The sequence below is a fragment of the Parapedobacter soli genome, assembly GCF_025460835.1.
GTDB classification, from domain to species: domain Bacteria; phylum Bacteroidota; class Bacteroidia; order Sphingobacteriales; family Sphingobacteriaceae; genus Parapedobacter; species Parapedobacter soli.
The window spans coordinates 37,257-55,829 of the sequence record NZ_JAMXAY010000016.1 but is presented as its reverse complement, the minus strand read 5'-3'; the positions used below and the strand labels follow the sequence as shown (position 1 = coordinate 55,829).

The window sequence follows — 18,573 nt, the reverse complement described above, 5'->3', positions numbered from 1 at the left end:
TTGTTTTTAATTATTACCCCGTGCACCGTTAGCGCACAGGGGGCTTGGCAGAAACGTGATATACTCCATTTGATGAATAAGTCAGCACAATGGCAGATGCAACAGCCAAGCAAATATCCGGTTCTTGACTGGCACGAAGGGACTTGGTACGCCGGCTTAACGGCACTTTATGAAACTACCCGCGACTCACGCTACTACCGTTACCTGTGCAATATGGCGTCGACGCATGATTGGCAAGGAATGCCAGACATATATGATGCGGACCGTTTGATGGTTGTACAGACATATCTGGATTTATTCCAGCTCGAACCAGACAGCCAACGCATGTTGTATAGCAAATGGGTGTTGGATGCCCATGTAGGCCGGCGGCCTAAAGCCGATGTGCGCTTTATCGACAACCCCTACCGTAGGGAATGGTGGTCGTGGTGCGATGCACTATTCATGGCACCCCCCGCATTTGCGAAATACTACCGGTTGACGGGGGATGAGAAATACCTCGATTACCTAACCGAACACTGGAGGAAAACATCGGAATACCTCTATGCCCAACCGGAGAACCTCTTTTACCGCGATGACCGATTCTTGGATGCCAGAAGCCCCAATGGTGCGAAAGTGTTCTGGAGCCGCGGCAATGGATGGGTGTTAGCGGCTATTGCGCGCATCTGTAGCGAATTGCCCACCGATTTTAAAGGCCGCCCCCGGTTCGAAAAGCAATTTGTAGAGATGGCCGCATCCATCCGTGCGTGTCAGGGGGCCGACGGGCTTTGGCGGGCTAGTCTGCTCGATTACGATGCTTTCCCCGAACCGGAATGCAGTAGCACGGCACTTTTCTGCTATGCCTTTGCTTGGGGGGTCCGTACCGGCTTACTCGACGCGGACACCTATCTACCCGTCGTCAAGAAGGCTTGGGCCGGGCTAAGCAGCCACGTCAATGCAGAAGGCCGGCTGGGCTTTGTACAGCCACCCGGCATCGAGCCCAAGGCTTTTTCGGAAGAAAACTGGGAGTCGTACGGAACCGGTGCGTTCTTGCTGGCGGGATGTGAAATCCTTCGGCTGCTTGACGGGCCGGAGCTCCGGGAGACATACGGAAAAGGAGTACTGCTTTATGAGAATAAGCTGGCAGACACCACCGATGTGCGTGGATGGGTGATGGAAGGACCGGGTAAACTGAGCTTCAAAAATGACTGGATGGAAATGTATGCCGAGCAGCAGCAATGGCACCATGTACTGTGGTGCCCTAAGACATTCCCCGACAGTTTTATCGCCGAATGGGAGGTACAAAACCTCTACCGCGAAGCCGGCTTATTGATTGCATTCTTTGCCGCTGCCGGAAGAGCGGGCGAGGACCTGTTCGACTCCAGCCTCCCTCCCCGCGAAGGTACGTTCAAGTACTATACAAAAGATCAGATTAACAGCTACCACATATCTTACTACGCCAATAATCCCAAGAACCCTGCACGGGAGTTCGCCCATCTCCGTAAGAACAGTGGCTTCGCATTGGTACAAACGGGAGCTGAAGGTATTCCAAAGCAGTCCCCCGCTGTTCACCGGATAAAGCTGGTGAAAGACCAAAGCCGTATTTACTTCTTTATCGATGACCGGAAAATCATTGATTGGACAGATGCGGGAACTACCGGGGGGCCGGCACTCGGTGGAGGCAAGATAGGCTTCCGACAGATGCAATGGTCCCATTTCCGATACCGGAATTTCAGGGTTTGGAGCCTGGTCCACCAAAACCGTACACAGCATGGTACGTAAGCAGCCAACTTGTTTTGTCTTGGGTATAGCCGCGGCTGTTGTTATGCAATGCAGCACACCACACACCACGCCGCCACCCTATCCCGGCACGGTATATTCACGGTATCTCGCAGTGGCCCAGCCGACCGCAGGTATTGCAGCGCAGTTCAATGTGCCTGTCCTCCGCTGGCCGGCAGAAAAAGAAAAGACGACGTATTATGACGTCCGCTTGTCGCAAGATTCACTATTTAGAGGACATACGATATACCGGGAACAAATTCCATGGGCAATGTTCAATCCACATCAACGCCTTTCGGATGGACAATGGTATTGGCAATATCGGGTGTCCGGCAAAACCTGGTCTGCTTTGCAGACTTTCCAAATTACACCGGAGGCAATCCCGTTGGTATCTCCACCCATTGACCGGTTCTTCAAAGGCATACCTCCAGACCACCCGCGGCTACTCGCCGATGGGGCGGCGGATATACCACGTATCAGGACGCTCGTTGCCAATGGTGATGCGGAGGCCATCATCCGCGAAGCGGAAAAGGCCCTTAAACAACCGATCATGACGGAGCGTGAAGGCTTGCCAAAAAACCGGCTCAACGATGCGGAGCAAAACCGTAAGCTAGAGCAGGATGCTAGTAAGAGGTTGGGTGACTTTGCCTATGGAACCACAATGCCGCTCTGCCAGGCATACCTCCTTACCGGCGACAGCCGGTATCGGCTCCACGCCATACGCATTGCCAGGGAAGTTGCGACATGGGATACACAAGGGGTATCCAAGATAAGTGATTTCAGTGATGCACGCTGTATGCTGGCGCTCGCTACCGTATATGATACCTTCCATACGTCTCTCGACAGTGCAGACCGCGTCGCACTGGTCGGGCCGATCGTTGAGCGGGCCACCGGTTTTTATATAAGCTGGCGGAACGATGTGGAAGCAAAAATATTGAGCGGCCACGTGTGGCAGCACATACTGCATTATTTCTTCCAAACCGGGATAGCCGTATATGGAAAGGTGCCCGAGGCCGCCCAATGGCTGGCATATGCCTATGAATTGTTCCTCGCCCGTGCACCCATATTGGGGGGGGTGGATGGCGGCTGGATTGAGGGGGCCTCCTATTTCCGGATGAATATGGCGACACTCATCGACATCCCGCTCACAATCAAACAGTATACCGGATTTGATTTTATTAGCACGCATCCGTGGTATACGAACACTATCGACTGGCTTTTATACCATGTGCCGCCCGGGTCTTCCGCAGACGGGTTTGGAGATAACACGGAAGAGGTATTTTCACCCGGGGTAGCCTATATTGCCTATGCCGATATACTTGCAAGGCTGACGCGCGACCCCAGGGCCGCCGAATATGTGAAAAGGTGCCGGCAATACGAAAACCCTGATATCTCTGCTGATAAGTCCTTGAGATGGATCAGGCTTTCCCGGACCGAAGAGACGGATACGGCAGATTTGGCTACGGAAAACGACATGGAAATGGGGAAGGTTTTCCGGGAAATCGGCTTAGCAGCACTACATTCCAATCCGGCCAATACCGATGAAAACCTCATGGTGGCCATGCGTTCGAGCCCCTTCGGGTCGTATGGGCATTTCCTTTCCGACCAAAACTCGTTTAATATCTTATACGGCGGAAAGCGTGCTTTCTTCCGTACCGGCTATAAAGTAACGATGAAAGACCCACACCGTACAGGATGGTACCAGCACACAAAAAGTAATAACAGCGTGCTGATTGACGGTGCCGGCCAGCCATACAGTGTAGAAGCCTATGGCTGGATACCCCGGTTCCTGCAAGGTGAAGACATGGCCTACGTGATGGGGGACGCGTCTGCCGCGTACAGTAGCAACGAAACCAATGAAGACCACGGGGTGAAGAAATTTTACCGGCATCTGCTCTTGCTTAAACCGGATATCATAGTGGTATACGATGAGTTGGAATCCGACCATCCGGCTAGTTGGTCTTGGCTGCTCCACAGTATGGCCAGAATCCATATCGATACTACGAGCAACCGCTTTTCATCCCACTTCGATGGGTTTAACGGAGTAGGTAAACTGTGGACCCCTGATGCCGTATCGTGGAGCTTGGCCGACACATTTGAAGTGCGGGCAGAAAATTGGCGGGGTAGCCGCAATGAGTCGGGGGAGTTGAAGCGTTACGATGACGAACAGTGGCACCTTAAAGCAATCAATCGTTCCAAAACCCGTACCACACGCTTCCTCGCCGTTTTCCAGATTGGCCCCGCAGCGGCGATCGAATCGGCAGAAGAAGTATACCGCGATGGCGTGGTGACAGTTTCCCTGGGCGATTGGGATATCCAAGCGCAATTAGACACGGCGCTGTCGCCCAATGTATCTGTAATGAACCATTCGGGGACAACAGTGTTCTCTACACACGCGAAACAGATTTCGCTAGCCGGGAAAAACTTTGGCCAACATGAGGGGCACGCAAAGCTCGCCGAAAAGCTTAACAGCCATATCCGGTATGTGGAAGCCCCGGATGAGTTGCCCCATGCTATCCGGCAACGGTTGTTAGTCGACGGCAAAAACGATAGAAAATGAACAAGTTACTGATCTGCAACATATTGATTGGCTCCATCATGAGTTGGAGCGCCTGTACGCAGCAATCCCATAAAACGAAGCCGCAACGCGCGCCCAACATCCTGTTTGCTATTGCCGATGACCAATCGTACCCATACACCTCGATTTACGGTATGCCACAGTTCGTGACCCCTGCATTTGATAGCGTGGCGAGGCATGGTGTCCTGTTCAATAACGCATTTGTTGCCGCACCGCAATGCAGCCCTTCCAGGGCGGCAATTCTTACGGGGCGCAACATCTGGCAGCTGGAAGAAGCAGGCACACATAGCAGCTATTTCCCCAAGAAATTCCCCGTATTCACCGATGCGTTGGCATCGGCCGGCTATTTTACCGGGTATACCGGCAAGGCGTGGGGACCGGGCAATTGGCGTGATGCCGGATGGCAGCAAAATCCGGTGGGACCGGAATACAACAGCGAAAAATACACGGGTGTACCTACAAGTGGGATCAATCGCACAAACTATGCCGCCAATTTTGAGCGTTTCCTTGCTGAAAGGCCGGAAGGGAAGCCGTTCTTTTTTTGGTTTGGCTGCCATGAGCCACATCGGGTATATGAATACGGGTCGGGCCTTCGCCAAGGGCTGGACTCCGTGGGAATGCGTGTCCCGCCCTTTTTGCCCAGCCATGATACGGTGAGGACCGATTTATTGGATTATGCTTTTGAAGTCAGTTGGTTTGATCGGCACCTCAAAGAGATGCTCGACCTATTGGAACGCATTGGGGAGCTGGAAAATACCATCATCGTCGTAACAGCCGACAATGGCATGGCATTCCCGCATGCGAAAGCGGGCTTGCACGAGTATGGCATCCATGTGCCTCTGGCCATCTGCGGCCCCGGAATCAGGGGGCCGCGCACAATCGACGTGCCCGTAGGTCTCATCGATTTGGCCCCTACCATCCTCGGCTGGGCTGATGCCGCCCCACTGCCCGCCACTGCCGGGGAAAGCCTTGTTCCGTTATTAAATGATGGGGTGTCTGATACCAGTCGCCGCTACGTATTGAGCGGGAGGGAGCGGCATACACATGCCCGGCCGGATAATCTAGGTTATCCGGCGCGTGCTATCCGGACAACGGATTACCTGTATATATGTAACCTCAAACCCGATCGGTGGCCGATGGGCGACCCGCCGCCAGTTATCCCGGTGGATGTTGCCTCCGGCACCGGAATGAAGCCAATTGTGTGGGGGTTTGAAGACATCGACGATTCGCCCACTAAAGAGCTCCTGCTCACCAATCGGTACCGCTGGCCGGAACAGTTCGGCTTGGCTACCGCCAAACGGGGTGCTGAAGAGTTGTACGCCATCCGCGAAGATCCCGCCTGCTTAACGAACCTGGCATCCGATAGCCGCTATGCCGACGTGCTGGCCGGGCTCCGTACAGAACTCTGGCGGGTGCTGGCTGAGCAGGGCGACCCTCGGGTCGTGTCGGGAGGTGAAGTGTTTGATAGCTACCCCCGGTTCGGCAGGATGCGCCCATTCCCTGGGTTCCGTGAACAGGGCGTCTATAACCCGGCTTACCAGGATAAGGAGTGAAACTTGGATGAAATTGAAGGAAGACAATTATGGACAATGATTTTTGAGTGAAATGAGTAAACAGAGTAGAAGAAACTTCCTGAAGAAAACCGGGCTCGGCATGATGGCGCTCCCCTCCTTCCATGAACTCGCCGCAGCCATTTCCCCGGTGGTTTATTTGACAACCGGATTTAAAATTTCGGAAGTGACTGACCGGTCGGCTATTTTCTGGACTCGATTATGCCGTCAAGAAGCACCCGTTCCCATCCGGCACAAACGGAGGGAAGAGGTATTCAGGCACCCCATTGGTTTCGATGAAAACCAACCCGTGGAGGAAATGGACGGGGCCGTTGCCGGTGCGGCTGGGTTTGTACGGGTTACACTCCTCGGCGACGGTATACAAACTTTCCGCTCGGATTGGCATGCAGCCATAGCTGACGACGATTACACGGTCAGGATCACCATAGACAACCTGGAAAGCAATACCAGTTACCATATCGAGGTCGAAGCGCGCGCATCGATGAATGGGACTTCCAACTATGCCAAGGGCTCCTTCCGAACGGCACCGGACCCGCAAACAGCTGCTGCGGTATGCTTGGTGGCCTGCACTTGCCAATACTTCTGGAGTTATGACGACGAGGAACGCGGATTTAGGGTGTATGACAGCATGCGCCAACTGCGGCCGGATTTTTACGCCCATACAGGTGATTATGTCTATTATGATAAACCCGGGCCATTGGCTACCACGAGGGAAAAGGCAAGGCATAAGTGGCATGCGATGAACTCAAGACCGTCGATACGGGATTTCTGCCGTGAGGTCCCTATCTACATGCTGAAGGACGACCATGACCTGCTGAAAAACGATGTCGATCCCACGGCGCAACCCTATGGTGAGCTTTCTTATACGGATGGCCTGAAGGTGTGGCAGGAGCAAGTTCAGCTCCGGGATAAACCCTACCGGACCTATCGGTGGGGTAAGGACCTGCAAATATGGTTGATCGAATCGCGCGAATACCGGTCAAACAATGATATGCCCGACGGACCCGGCAAAACCATCTGGGGTGGAGAGCAGATAGCATGGTTCAAGGAGACCATAGGGGCCTCTAACGCCACATTCAAACTGCTGATTTCACCGACACCGATTGTCGGCCCCGACCGGGATACCAAAAAGGATAACCACGCCAATAGAAATTTCCAAACCGAGGGGACATGGCTGCGGCAGTACCTGTCAACCATAGACCGGTTGTTCATCGTCAGCGGCGACAGGCACTGGCAATATGTTTCTGAAGATCCCGGAACGGGCTTGATGGAATTCGGTTCGGGCCCGGTCAGCGATTTCCATGCGCAAGGGTGGAAGCCGGATGATATACGGCCGGAACACCGTTTCCTGCGGGTTAAGGGCGGATTTCTGCAGGTCCGCGTATACCGGAAAGACGGCAACCCCTATATCCAATTCGATCACTGCGATGTGGATGGCAAAATTGTCAACACCTACTCGCAATATGCTCACTCATAAACCACAAATTATGATCCCAAGAAAATCGTTTTTACTTGTTTCGATAGTGTTAGCAGGGTTTTCCACGCATGTACTCGCGCAGCAACCCGAAACGCCAAACATTATATTCATTTTGGCCGATGACCTCGGTTGGTCGTCGCTCTCCATGCCGATGGACAAAACCGACCCGCGTTCGTCCAGTGATTACCACGAAACCCCCAACTTGGATCGGCTAGCTACCGGAGGCATTCGTTTTTCCCGGACTTATGCCTCCGCGTCCATCTGTTCGCCCTCCAGGCGAAGCATCCTCTTTGGCCATACACCCGCCCGGCAGGGAGATGAGTCGTTTGGAGCAAATTACCAGCCAACTGCAGGGAACTACCCAACCTTGCCCCAAGTACTCAAAGGCATCAACAGTCGCTATCAGACGGCTCATTTCGGCAAGTGGGATATGCGTGCCGGGTTTTCGCCGGAAGATGCAGGCTATGACGAAAGCGACGGCGATACCGGCAACAAAAACGGCAACTTTGCCATCGAGGGAACGGACAAGTGGACCGATTATTTCATCACGGGCGATCCGAAACGGGTGAATACACTCGCGGCACGGGCGGGCAATTTCATGACACGCCACGCGAAAGCCGGAACTCCCTTTTTCCTACAAATCTCGCACTATGCCACGCATATAGAGAAGCAGACGACTGCCGGGTCGTATGAGAAATACCAGAAGAAACCTGGGGGAAAGAAGCATGACGACCCTGCGTTCGCAGGTATGCTGGAAGATCTCGACCGCAGCATCGGGGCCGTGTTGGATACCCTCGAACGGCTGGGCATTGCACAAAACACGTATGTCTTTTTCATGGCCGACAATGGCGCCACCGAATTCATGCCTGCAGTGCGGAACCGGCTGGATCACCCATCGAAGTTTCCCAAGCCGATGCGGAATTATCCCCTTCGCGGCGGAAAATGGACACTTTACGAAGGGGGCATACGGGTGCCGTTCCTGGTCAGGGGTCCCGGTATTGAGGCCGGTAGCCAATGTGACGCCCCAATTGTCGGTTGGGACCTGCTGGCTACGTTTGCCGAGCTGGCCGGTGGAACCCCCGCTTCCAGTAACCTGGACACCGATGGCGGCAGCTTCGTGAACATGCTCCGGGGCGAAACGGGCAAACCCGTTGCGCGCACAAACAACGCACTCATTTTCCACCGCTACAACGACGGGTATCCCCACTCAGCGGTGATCAATGGCGACTACAAACTGTTGAAATTCTGGAAATCCGGCAAGGTGGAATTGTACAACCTCAAGGAAGACCGGGGTGAAACGCATAACATTGCCCATAAAAATCCCGGAAAAGTCGAGGAATTAGAAGCCGAAATGACTGCCTATTTCCGAAAAGTGAATCCCGAATTATTAACGCGTTATCAATAGCAAAACCATGAAGTACGGTTCTTTATCCTTTTTGCTCGTAGGGTACCTGCTGCTTTTCGCTGCCCGGTCATCCGGACAGCAGAAAGCTTCCCCGCCGATTATTGTCATCATGGCCGACCAGTTGCGGGCCGATGTCATCGGCGAAATGACACCGAATATTTCGGCACTTGCGGAGGCCGGGGTCTCGTTTACTTCCGCGTATGCGGCCTCACCGCTTTGTGCGCCTTCGAGGGCCTCTTTCTTCACCGGGCTTTATCCCAATCGCACGCATTCGCTGATTAACCCGTGGGCGCCACAGGATGCCCATTATGGGTATGTAAGTGCGGGCATTCCCAACCTATATACCCTCATGGAGGATAGTTGGGACAGCTGGCATGTGGGCAAGCAACACCTTTTTACCGAGGATCCGCTTGAAAAGGATCCGGAAAGTAAAACCAAATGGATTACCCAGCAGACGTATGCGCAGTGGATGAAATCGGAAGGTGTGGACAAGCCCGGAGGACGCATTTTCAAGGCATTGGTTCCAGAACAGATATCCGGACGCTATACCGGTGCCCGGTATTATTCAACTCCTTTTGCGGCACCTTACGCCCCGGGCGTCGACTACTTTACAGACCGGTATTTCAGCAACGAGGCACAGCGGGCCATCCGACAGCGCGACAAAACCAAGCCTTTGCTGCTCAACTGCATGTTTCTGGCTCCGCATCCACCCTTCCATATCCCCGAACCTTATTTTTCCGCCATCGCCAGCCAACAGGTTGACCTGCCGGACAATGTGGGCCAGTGGTACCCCGGCCAGTCTCCCCTGCAATTGTATAACATCACCGGGTTTCTGGGCACCCGGTATACCCGCGATGAATGGCGGGATACCTGGGCAAGATACCTCGGACTGGTCAAACTCCTGGACGATGAAGTGGGCCGGATCGTCCAAGCACTGAAAGACGAAGGCCTGTACGATGAGGCTATCATTGTTTTCACTGCCGACCACGGCGAAATGCTCGGCAGCCATTCGCTCTGGCAGAAAAACTGCATGTATGAAGAGTCCGTCCGCGTACCGTTGTATATCCGGTTTCCGGTTGGTTTTCCGGTTGACCGTACAGCCATTGTTGAGCCGGTGAGCCTGGTAGACGTATTGCCTACCTTATTGGACTATACGGGTGTGCCCGTTCCGGAGGACCTTGATGGCCAGTCGTTACTCCCGTTGGTGCGTAACGAGCAGCCAAACAAGGCACGACCGATATTCCTGCAATACGACGGCAACGGTTCCCTGGGAAACTTCCAGCGGGCAGTCGTAAAGGATGGGTATAAATTGATCGTCGATCTATTTGGTGACGAGGTATTCCTCGAATTATACCAGGTAACCGAAGACCCCCAGGAAAAAATGAACCTCGCTTTCCAACGGGAAAACGAACGCAGGGTGCGCGAACTGTTGACTTGCCTCCGGGCACATATGGAACAGACGGACGATCACCTCTCAATTCCGGAAAATGTGTACGCACAATTTACAAGCCATTACAGCCGTTTGAACTAATGATGAATAGCTCTCATGAATAACTCCCTTTTTAAGAATATACTGCTATGCCTAATTGGGCTTGGCTCCGTCGTCCAACCGATCAGGGCACAGCCAGCCCAACCCAATATTGTGTACATCCTTGCTGACGACCTGGGTTACGGCGATGTAAGCATCTACAATCCCGACGGCCGGATTAATACGCCCCACATCGACGCCCTAGCTAAGCAAGGAATGCGGTTTACGGATGCCCATGCCCCAACGTCGGTCTGTACGCCCACCCGCTACGCGATCATGACAGGTACGTATGCCTGGAGAAGCCGTTTACCTGTCGGCGTACTCCGGGGATATGGTCGCACGCTTATTCCACAGGGTAGTTTTACGATAGGTACCTTGCTCCAACAACAAGGCTATCACACCGCCGTCATCGGCAAATGGCATCTTGGGTTGGATTGGGCGGTCAAGGAAGCGCATCGTGACGTGCTTGATTCCAGCAATCCGGAAATGAACGAATATGGGCTATTGAAAGACATGAATCCCGAATACATCGACTTTACTAAACCGCCGACGGGAGGACCGTTGAGCCATGGATTCGACTATTCCTTTATACTCCCGGCCTCGCTCGACATGGAGCCTTACTGTTACCTTGAGCGGGATACGCTGATTGAGCTTCCCTCCGCCTACACACCGGGTAACGACCTGAATACGGGGTACACCGGTGCCTTCTGGCGCGCGGGGAAAATGGCACCTTCATTTAATTTTGACCGCGTATTGCCGACGTTTACCGACAAAGCCGTGCAATACGTCGAACAGCAAGCAAAGCAGCCGCAGCCGTTTTTTCTGTACCTTCCCCTTCCCGCCCCCCATACACCGTGGTTGCCTACCGGTGACCAGCGTGGGGCCTCCAACGCCGGGGATTATGGTGATTACGTACAAATGGTAGACGATGCCGTAGGTCGCGTATTACGGGCAATCGACAGTCTCGGCATGACACAGCATACAGTGGTCGTCTTCACCAGCGACAACGGTCCCTACTGGCGTCCGCAATTTGCCGAACGTTTTCACCACCGCGCAACCGGTCCCTATCGCGGAATGAAGGGCGATGCCTGGGAAGGCGGCCACCGCATCCCCTTTATCGTGCGCTGGCCCGCTGCGGTGAAGCCGGGTACAACGAGTGATGCGTTGACGACGTTGACCAACCTTTCGGCTACCTGTGCTGCCATCCTGCAAACCGGAGTGCCGGCAGATGCTGCTCTCGACAGTTACAGTATCTTGCCCGTATTGAAGGGAGAGACAGCCGACATTCCCGATCAGCGCGCCGTGATCCATCAGGCTTCAAACGGTTATCTTGCCATCCGCAAAGGTGCCTGGAAATTGATAGACGGCCTGGGGTCCGGCGGCTTTTCCGAACCTCAACGTGCAGAAGCCGTTCCCGGTGGACCCGCCGGGCAGCTGTACAACCTTGAAAAGGATCCGCAAGAAACCACCAATCTATATCAGCAATTTCCAGCTAAAGTAACGGAATTGCAGGCGCTGCTCGCCGAAATAAAAGGAATGCACCAAACCGATTGAAACCGATGAAGACGACCATTTTCCCGCTTTTGATGCAGCTACTTGCCTATTGCTGCAACCCAAGTTTCGCCCAGCAGGGCCCAGCAGATCGCCCCAACATCGTAATTATCCTCGCTGATGATATGGGGTACTCGGATGTGGGTTGTTATGGTGGAGAAATACATACACCGAATATCGATAAACTTGCTGAAGAGGGATTACGCTTCCGGAGCTTTTATAATGCCGGAAGGTGCTGCCCCACACGTGCATCGTTGCTAACGGGGCAATACCCGCACGACGCGGGTATGGGGCACATGGTCACTTACGCCGACGAGCCCATCACGCCCGGCCCCTATCAGGGGTTTCTGCGCACGGACCAGCCGACGATTGCTGAAATGCTGCGCGAAGCGGGATACAGCACCTATATGGCCGGGAAATGGCACGTCGGCGAGCGGCCCCAGCACTGGCCCCGGAAACGGGGGTTTGATCGGTACTTCGGGCTGATTTCGGGCGCCAGTAGCTATTACGAGATTGTTGACGAAAAGCGGCGCCGGGTGATGGTGAGCGATGATGATCCATGGACTCCCCCGGCAGATGGGTTTTACATGACCAACGCATTTACAGATTCGGCCCGCTCGTTTATCAACCAGCATTATACCGATCGTAATACGGCAGGGCGACCGTTTCTACTTTACCTTGCCTACACCGCGCCCCACTGGCCGCTGCATGCGCCAGACTCCGTGGTAACCAAGTATGAGACACTTTATCTGCAAGGGTGGGATGCCATCCACAGGTCGAGATTTGACCGGATGGAAGCAATGGAAGTGATTGACAGGCGCTACGTGCTCCCACAGCGGCCAACCACTATACCCGAATGGGATTCAGTAGACGATAAAAAGCAGTGGGCTAGGAAAATGGCAGTATATGCGGCAATGGTTGAGGTTATGGACGAGAACATCGGGAAGCTTATTCGCCAACTTGAGGAAGAAGGAGCGTTGGACAATACGCTAATCATATTCCTTTCGGACAACGGTGCCTGTGCGGAGAGTGTAGAGCGAAGGGGACTGAATGACACAACCAAGCAGATCGGTGAGCCGGGCTCATACACTGCGTATGAAGCTCCATGGGCTTACGCATCGAATACGCCGTTTAGGAAATACAAGAAATATATGCACGAAGGAGGCATTGTGACCCCATCTATCTGGCACTGGCCGAAGGGTATTGAGCAGCCCGGGCGATTCACCAATAGAGTGGGCCATATCATTGATCTGATGCCTACTTTGTTGGAAGCGGCAGGGGTAAATGAAGACGGAAACTCCCCGGGAACGAGCTTAGTACCCTTGCTGCAAGGCAAGGAGCCACGTGGGGCGCATGAGCGGATTATCTATTGGGAACACGAGGGAAACGTGGCTCTCCGTGCGGGAGACTGGAAGCTTGTAAAGGATAAGGAGGACCCGTTGTGGGCATTATACAATCTGGCAGATGATCCAGGGGAGTCCGTGGATTTAAGCGGGCCTCACGCAGGTAAGGTACAAGAGCTGAAGGCTATTTTAACGGGGAAATTGGAAGCGACCTTGCCGTGAGGTGCCGGTTATACATTATTCGTAGCGTAACGCCTCCACCGGGTCGAGCCGAGAAGCCTTGGACGCCGGATAATATCCGGAAACCATTCCCACACCTACACAGACGGCAACCCCCAGGATAATCCAGTTCCATGGGACGATGAAGCTGGCACCCATCACCACCGCGAGGATGTTGCCGATAAGTATGCCCAGGAAGATACCCGCAAATCCGCCCATTAGGCAAATCACTACGGCTTCGGTAAGGAACTGTCGGCGAATAACGGTGGGTGTTGCGCCTATCGCTTTGCGTATGCCAATTTCGCGGGTACGCTCGGTGACCGAGACCAACATGATGTTCATCAATCCGATAGATGCACCTATAAGCGTAATCAACGCGATGACAACCGCGCCGATGGTCACGTAGGTAAGGCTTTCGATAAGCATCTGTGCCACGGCGTCGCTTTTGGTAATCTCGAAATTGGTTTCCTGCCCTACCCTGACCCCGCGGACGTTCCGGAAGAGCGCCGTCGCCTCGCCGATAGCCATTTCGATTTGTTGCGGGTTTCCGGCCATTACCGTTATGGTATAGGATGGCCGGCCCATGGACATTACGGCACGTGCTTTGGCCAACGGGATGATACAGGCGCGGTCGCCGCCAAAGCCGGCGCTTGAACCTTTGTCTTCAAGCACGCCAATGATCGTATATTGGGAGTTTCCGATTCGTATAACTTGGTTCAATGGATCCTCGTTTTTCTTGAAGAGCCGTTTTACGATTTCAGATCCCACGATGACCACGTTGTTCCCAAACTCGATTTCGCGAAGGGAAAAATTCCGGCCGGCCGATAGGTTGTATCCGGCGGTTTGCAGGTAGTTTTCGTCGGCACCGAGCACATTTATATTTGGATTTGTCTCTTCACTTTTGTACTTCACTGTTGCCCCAGTAGATGCATAGGCGCTCAATGATACAACCGCAGGGTAGTTGAACCGCTCCTTAAACGCCTTCGCTTCGTAGTAGGTAATCTGCGGAAATTGCTTGGGCCGTGTACCACCGCCACCAATCTGTACGTTCAACCCCCGGTTACGTATGTTGAACGAATTGGACCCCATGGCTGAAAAGGAGTCGGTCAGGGAATTCTTGATTGCGTCTATGGAGGTAAGGATACCCACCAATGCCGTAATGCCGATGGCGATGATCAGCGCCGTGAGGAACGTGCGTAGCTTGTTGCTACTAATCGACTGTAGCGACAACTTGACATTTTCCTTATTGGACATTTTAACCGACATCTCACTCCATGTTTATAAACGATTAGACCGCAGTCTCCGCTATGTGTTACACGGCGGTTATTATTTGGTGTGGCCGAACAGCCATGGTAGCAATTCGGGTTCCGCAAAAGCATCATCCCAACTGTTGTGGTTGGCGGCCGGGTAGAATGTGGCTTTTGGGTTGGCTCCCAAGCGCTTCAGTTCAGCTATAAGCGCATGCGAATGCGTGGATGGCACGACATTATCTTGTTCGCCATGGAATATCCAAAGTGGGATACGCCGATATTTCTTTACGTTGGCTGTGTTATCTCCCCCACAGATAGCAAAAGCAGCCGCAAAAAACTTTGGCGCTCGGCGTAGTGCCTCGAAGGTTCCCATGGCCCCCATGGATAGCCCCCCAATATAAAGACGTTGCTTGTCTACCGCTTCTTCTTTACGGATGTTTTTTACAAGCCGCAAGAGCAGTGACATGGCGTCAGATGGTTTTCCTTTGGTTCGGAAATAAAACTCCCGCCCACCTTCGGGGGTCGATTGGATATCCACATTGCTCCAATACGAATCGGTCGGACATTGCGGAAAGATCACGATCGCCGGGAACGCGCTGCGTATACTGTCTTCAAGAAACAGCTTGCCCCCATGCACCAGTTGCTTTTGGTTGTCATTACCCCGCTCGCCGGAGCCGTGCAGAAAAAACAATACGGGGTAGCTTCCCGCTGGGTCATATCCCTCCGGATACAAAATCCGGTAGGGCAACGTGTCGCCCCGATGGATGAGTTGTTTGGATTGGAAAGCAGAAAAGTCTTGTGCTTGCACCGCTATAGACATAAAAAAACAACCAATGGCAATCAATAACGTTTGCTTCATACGACAATAAGGTTAGTTTGTTTCACCAAAACATAAAAGTACTACTTTATTCCTTTCTTGCAAATAAAAGTGGAATATCCGCGAATTTATTAGGTGGTCGCACTGGCGTTCTTTTTGAATGAAGAGGGCGGCATACCATATTTGCTTTTGAAAGCCGTGGAGAAGTATGCGGGAGAAGAGAAGCCGGTTTGATAGGCCACAATGTTGACCGGCATTCCCTGTTGCAGCAACACCTTGGCTTTGCGGAGACGCCTGGCCGATATATAGTCATTAATACTGCAATTGAGCAGCGACTTTACCCTCCGGTACAGCTGGATGCGGGATACGGCAAGATGCTCACAGAGGTAATCCACATTCAGCTCACTGTTGGCAATGTTTTCTTCCACTACAGCGGCAAGTTCGTTGAGGAATTGCCGGTCGGCCGAAGCGAGTTTTGAAACCGGTTGGAGTTCGACGGCATCGCTGCTGAAATGATGGCGCAATAACTTTCGGTTCTGAATCAAGTTGTTGGCAACGGCGATAAGGTGGTCGAAATTGAAAGGCTTCGTGAGGTACGCGTCGGCTAAAGTATCTAGGCCGGTCAGCATCTGTTCATCCGACCCCCGGGCTGTCAACAGAATAATTGGAATGGTGGCCGTTCGCACGTCGGCTTTGAGCTTTTTGGCAAATTCGGTACCCAGCAGTCCCGGCATCAACACATCGGAAATAATCAGGTCTGGCAATTGTGCCTGCGCTTGGTTGATCCCTTCTCTTGCATCAGCCGCTGTAAAGACGGTAAAATGTGCAGCCAATTTTTCCGAAAGGAACCGTCGCATTTCCGGATGGTCTTCGACGACCAATATCGAATGGTCTTTTACGACGTCAGGATTCGATATTTCCGTTGCGGTGCCATTTCCATGCGCATCGCTCTCATGCTCATGCTCCAACACCGACAAAAGAGACGCGGTCTCATTCGCTTCGCCAGACGCATGGGGGGCTGGCGACTGTGCTTTATCTTCTTCGGTAAGGTGCGCATCACCCATGGGGAGCCTGACAGTGAATTCGGTTCCCTTTCCCAGTTCGCTGCGTACGGTGATACTACCGTGGTGAAGCGAGGCGATTTCCTTGCACAACGACAATCCGAGACCGGTTCCGTTTGTGTGATTTTCGGCTTGGTAGAACGGCTCGAATAGGCGTGAAATGTCGGCTTCGGCGATACCCTTGCCCGTATCGGTTACCTGGATTTCAAGTTCTTTTGCGTCGTAAGCGGTTGAGGCTATCCGCAGCACGATCTCTCCCTGCGGCGGGGTGAACTTGAATGCGTTTGACAGGAGATTGTACAGTAGCTTCTCCATAAGGACTTCATCAAACCACAGGGTCGTATCCGCCGATTTGTTCTCCAGCCTGAAACTGATGGATCTTTGCTGTGCAAGGGGACGGAATGATTGGACGACCTGATTGCAAAATAAGAGTATATTTCCTTTTTTAGCCTTTATCCGTAAGTTTTCGTATCCCATCCGCCGCAAATCGATCAATTGCGACACGAGGTGCTGCAAAATTAAGGCGTTCTTTTTTACCAAGGATAACGATCGGAGGGCGCTTTCGGGGAGCTTCTCGTTCTTAACGATATTTTCGAGCGGAATCAGCATCAGTGATAGCGGTGTCTTGAACTCGTGTGAAATATTGGTGAAGAAATTGATTTTTGCCTCAGTGGCCTGTTCCACCTCGCTGGTCATCTCGAGGATCCGCTGTTGCTGGGCAAGGATTTCATGGTTCTGCTGTTCCAGTTGCTTGTTTTTTTCCCAATTGGCTTTCAACGAGTAAAACGAGACGCCTGCAAATACCACCGCAAACACCAGACTGACCACCAAGATATTTAGTACGCGTTGCTGATTGCTGAATAGCTGTTCTTGTTCGGCCAGAAGCCGTTGTTGCTTGTCGATATCTCGTTGTTGGCTAATGACTTTGTCGGTTTGGAGCTTCATGAGGTGTACATTGGCCGAGTCAATGACCAATGTGCCTAGGATGTTTTCCCGTTGATAGGGCTGATTGTTGAGTATGGCCACGGCTGTTTGGATACACTCCTTGCCGCCTGTCGGGTAAAGCATGGTCGCGTCCAGTACCTTTTCGGCCACGGAGTGCAGGCCGTTGCCGTCGCCCGGCAGCGCATCTACGCCGACTATCTTAATTCCGTTACCTGGCAGTGCTTGCTGTAGTGCCCCATACGTCCCCAGGGCCATTTGGTCGTTGTAGGCAAATATGGCATCCGAAGCGGCGAGGTCATCCGTTCGCTGCGCCACCTGCAACTTGGCCTCGTCGATCAACCACCGGCCGTTTATTTGCGCGACGAGCCGGATGCCAGGATGGGGTTTGAGGGCGTCATGGAACCCCTTCTGGCGTTCGATAGCCGCCGATGATCCAGGCAGCCCCATTACTTCGCTGATTGCGCCTTGACCACCTAATTGGCGGGCGAGGTACTGGCCCGCCATGAAGCCGATTTCGTAATTGTCGGCGCCTACATACGCGTGGTACAGGCCGGAGGAGGTCTTTCGGTCTGTCACAATCACCGGAATACCGTTCCGGAAAATTTCATCGACCACCGGAGTGAGCGGCTCGGCTTCATTGGGTGAAACAATGATCAGGTCCGGGCGCATCGCAAGCAATTCCCGGAGCTGATCGATTTGCCGTTTGTTGCTATTGTCGGCATCGCGGTAGACGAACTCGATATCGGGATAAAAGGAAAGCTCTCTTTTCATTTCCTCGAGCATCGTCTGCCGCCAGGCATCAGACCCCACACATTGCGAAAACGCAATGCGATAAGTCGGTTCTTTTTCTACCAACCCACATGTTTGCATACACAATGCTAAAAACAGGATAATCCAATGTATTTTCATCACGCCCAATAACCCAATTGCGATATTTCCGTTAACCCGGCGCAAAGCCAAAGTGGCTCCAAGGGAATATCGCTACCGATTGATTTATAATTTACCGTGAAGTTAGCAAAAAAATACGTATGCTGATCCGTGCTACTGTAAATTTGTGTATCCTTTCGTGTTGT

Annotated in this window: 11 protein-coding genes; 8 read left to right on the top strand and 3 right to left on the bottom strand. The window is 53.0% G+C overall.

Going from position 1 to position 18,573, the window contains the following annotated elements; all coding sequences use genetic code 11:
• Window positions 1-72: 72 nt before the first annotated feature.
• The 8 genes from NGM62_RS09235 to NGM62_RS09200 are packed head-to-tail and all read left to right on the top strand — an operon-like array spanning window position 73 to window position 13,430.
• Entirely contained in the window at window positions 73-1,758 is a 1,686-nt protein-coding gene (locus NGM62_RS09235; RefSeq protein WP_262247369.1) for a DUF1961 family protein, read from the top strand.
• On the top strand, window positions 1,748-4,315 hold the full coding sequence (locus NGM62_RS09230) for a DUF4962 domain-containing protein (protein WP_262247367.1): 2,568 nt from the start codon (window positions 1,748-1,750) through the stop codon (window positions 4,313-4,315). Before NGM62_RS09235 ends, NGM62_RS09230 begins: the two co-directional genes overlap by 11 nt.
• The gene (locus NGM62_RS09225; protein ID WP_262247365.1) at window positions 4,312-5,886 is read left to right on the top strand and encodes a sulfatase family protein; all 1,575 of its coding nucleotides are present in this window, start codon (window positions 4,312-4,314) and stop codon (window positions 5,884-5,886) included. Before NGM62_RS09230 ends, NGM62_RS09225 begins: the two co-directional genes overlap by 4 nt.
• Window positions 5,887-5,938: 52 nt before the next feature.
• Window positions 5,939-7,381, top strand: coding sequence for an alkaline phosphatase D family protein (locus NGM62_RS09220; RefSeq protein ID WP_262247362.1), 1,443 nt, complete (start codon window positions 5,939-5,941; stop codon window positions 7,379-7,381).
• Between the two features lie 10 nt (window positions 7,382-7,391).
• Window positions 7,392-8,786, top strand: coding sequence for a sulfatase (locus NGM62_RS09215; RefSeq protein ID WP_262247360.1), 1,395 nt, complete (start codon window positions 7,392-7,394; stop codon window positions 8,784-8,786).
• Between the two features lie 7 nt (window positions 8,787-8,793).
• A complete protein-coding gene (locus NGM62_RS09210; protein WP_262247358.1) occupies window positions 8,794-10,317 on the top strand; it encodes a sulfatase family protein in 1,524 nt (507 codons plus the stop codon).
• Between the two features lie 15 nt (window positions 10,318-10,332).
• On the top strand, window positions 10,333-11,868 hold the full coding sequence (locus NGM62_RS09205) for a sulfatase family protein (protein ID WP_262247357.1): 1,536 nt from the start codon (window positions 10,333-10,335) through the stop codon (window positions 11,866-11,868).
• A gap of 5 nt (window positions 11,869-11,873) precedes the next feature.
• Complete coding sequence (locus NGM62_RS09200; RefSeq protein WP_262247355.1) at window positions 11,874-13,430, top strand: arylsulfatase; 1,557 nt, start codon at window positions 11,874-11,876, stop codon at window positions 13,428-13,430.
• Between the two features lie 15 nt (window positions 13,431-13,445).
• On the opposite strand, the gene NGM62_RS09195 is transcribed toward NGM62_RS09200, so the two are convergent.
• The 3 genes from NGM62_RS09195 to NGM62_RS09185 form a co-directional block, all read right to left on the bottom strand.
• Window positions 13,446-14,693: an ABC transporter permease gene (locus NGM62_RS09195; protein ID WP_262247354.1), complete on the bottom strand. Its 1,248-nt coding sequence runs from the start codon at window positions 14,691-14,693 to the stop codon at window positions 13,446-13,448.
• A 60-nt stretch (window positions 14,694-14,753) separates the two neighbouring features.
• Entirely contained in the window at window positions 14,754-15,536 is a 783-nt protein-coding gene (locus NGM62_RS09190; protein ID WP_262247353.1) for a carboxylesterase family protein, read from the bottom strand.
• A gap of 89 nt (window positions 15,537-15,625) precedes the next feature.
• Window positions 15,626-18,370: a substrate-binding domain-containing protein gene (locus tag NGM62_RS09185; protein ID WP_262247351.1), complete on the bottom strand. Its 2,745-nt coding sequence runs from the start codon at window positions 18,368-18,370 to the stop codon at window positions 15,626-15,628.
• Window positions 18,371-18,573 lie beyond the last annotated feature (203 nt).

What these genes read in the sequence shown, in the direction of transcription:
- NGM62_RS09195 (WP_262247354.1), bottom strand. Translation starts at nt 14,693, where the DNA reads ATGTCGGTTAAAATGTCCAATAAGGAAAATGTCAAGTTGTCGCTACAG.
- NGM62_RS09225 (WP_262247365.1), top strand. Translation starts at nt 4,312, where the DNA reads ATGAACAAGTTACTGATCTGCAACATATTGATTGGCTCCATCATGAGT.
- NGM62_RS09220 (WP_262247362.1), top strand. Translation starts at nt 5,939, where the DNA reads ATGAGTAAACAGAGTAGAAGAAACTTCCTGAAGAAAACCGGGCTCGGC.
- NGM62_RS09190 (WP_262247353.1), bottom strand. Translation starts at nt 15,536, where the DNA reads ATGAAGCAAACGTTATTGATTGCCATTGGTTGTTTTTTTATGTCTATA.
- NGM62_RS09200 (WP_262247355.1), top strand. Translation starts at nt 11,874, where the DNA reads ATGAAGACGACCATTTTCCCGCTTTTGATGCAGCTACTTGCCTATTGC.
- NGM62_RS09230 (WP_262247367.1), top strand. Translation starts at nt 1,748, where the DNA reads ATGGTACGTAAGCAGCCAACTTGTTTTGTCTTGGGTATAGCCGCGGCT.
- NGM62_RS09235 (WP_262247369.1), top strand. Translation starts at nt 73, where the DNA reads ATGAATAAGTCAGCACAATGGCAGATGCAACAGCCAAGCAAATATCCG.
- NGM62_RS09185 (WP_262247351.1), bottom strand. Translation starts at nt 18,370, where the DNA reads ATGCAAACATGTGGGTTGGTAGAAAAAGAACCGACTTATCGCATTGCG.
- NGM62_RS09215 (WP_262247360.1), top strand. Translation starts at nt 7,392, where the DNA reads ATGATCCCAAGAAAATCGTTTTTACTTGTTTCGATAGTGTTAGCAGGG.
- NGM62_RS09205 (WP_262247357.1), top strand. Translation starts at nt 10,333, where the DNA reads ATGAATAACTCCCTTTTTAAGAATATACTGCTATGCCTAATTGGGCTT.
- NGM62_RS09210 (WP_262247358.1), top strand. Translation starts at nt 8,794, where the DNA reads ATGAAGTACGGTTCTTTATCCTTTTTGCTCGTAGGGTACCTGCTGCTT.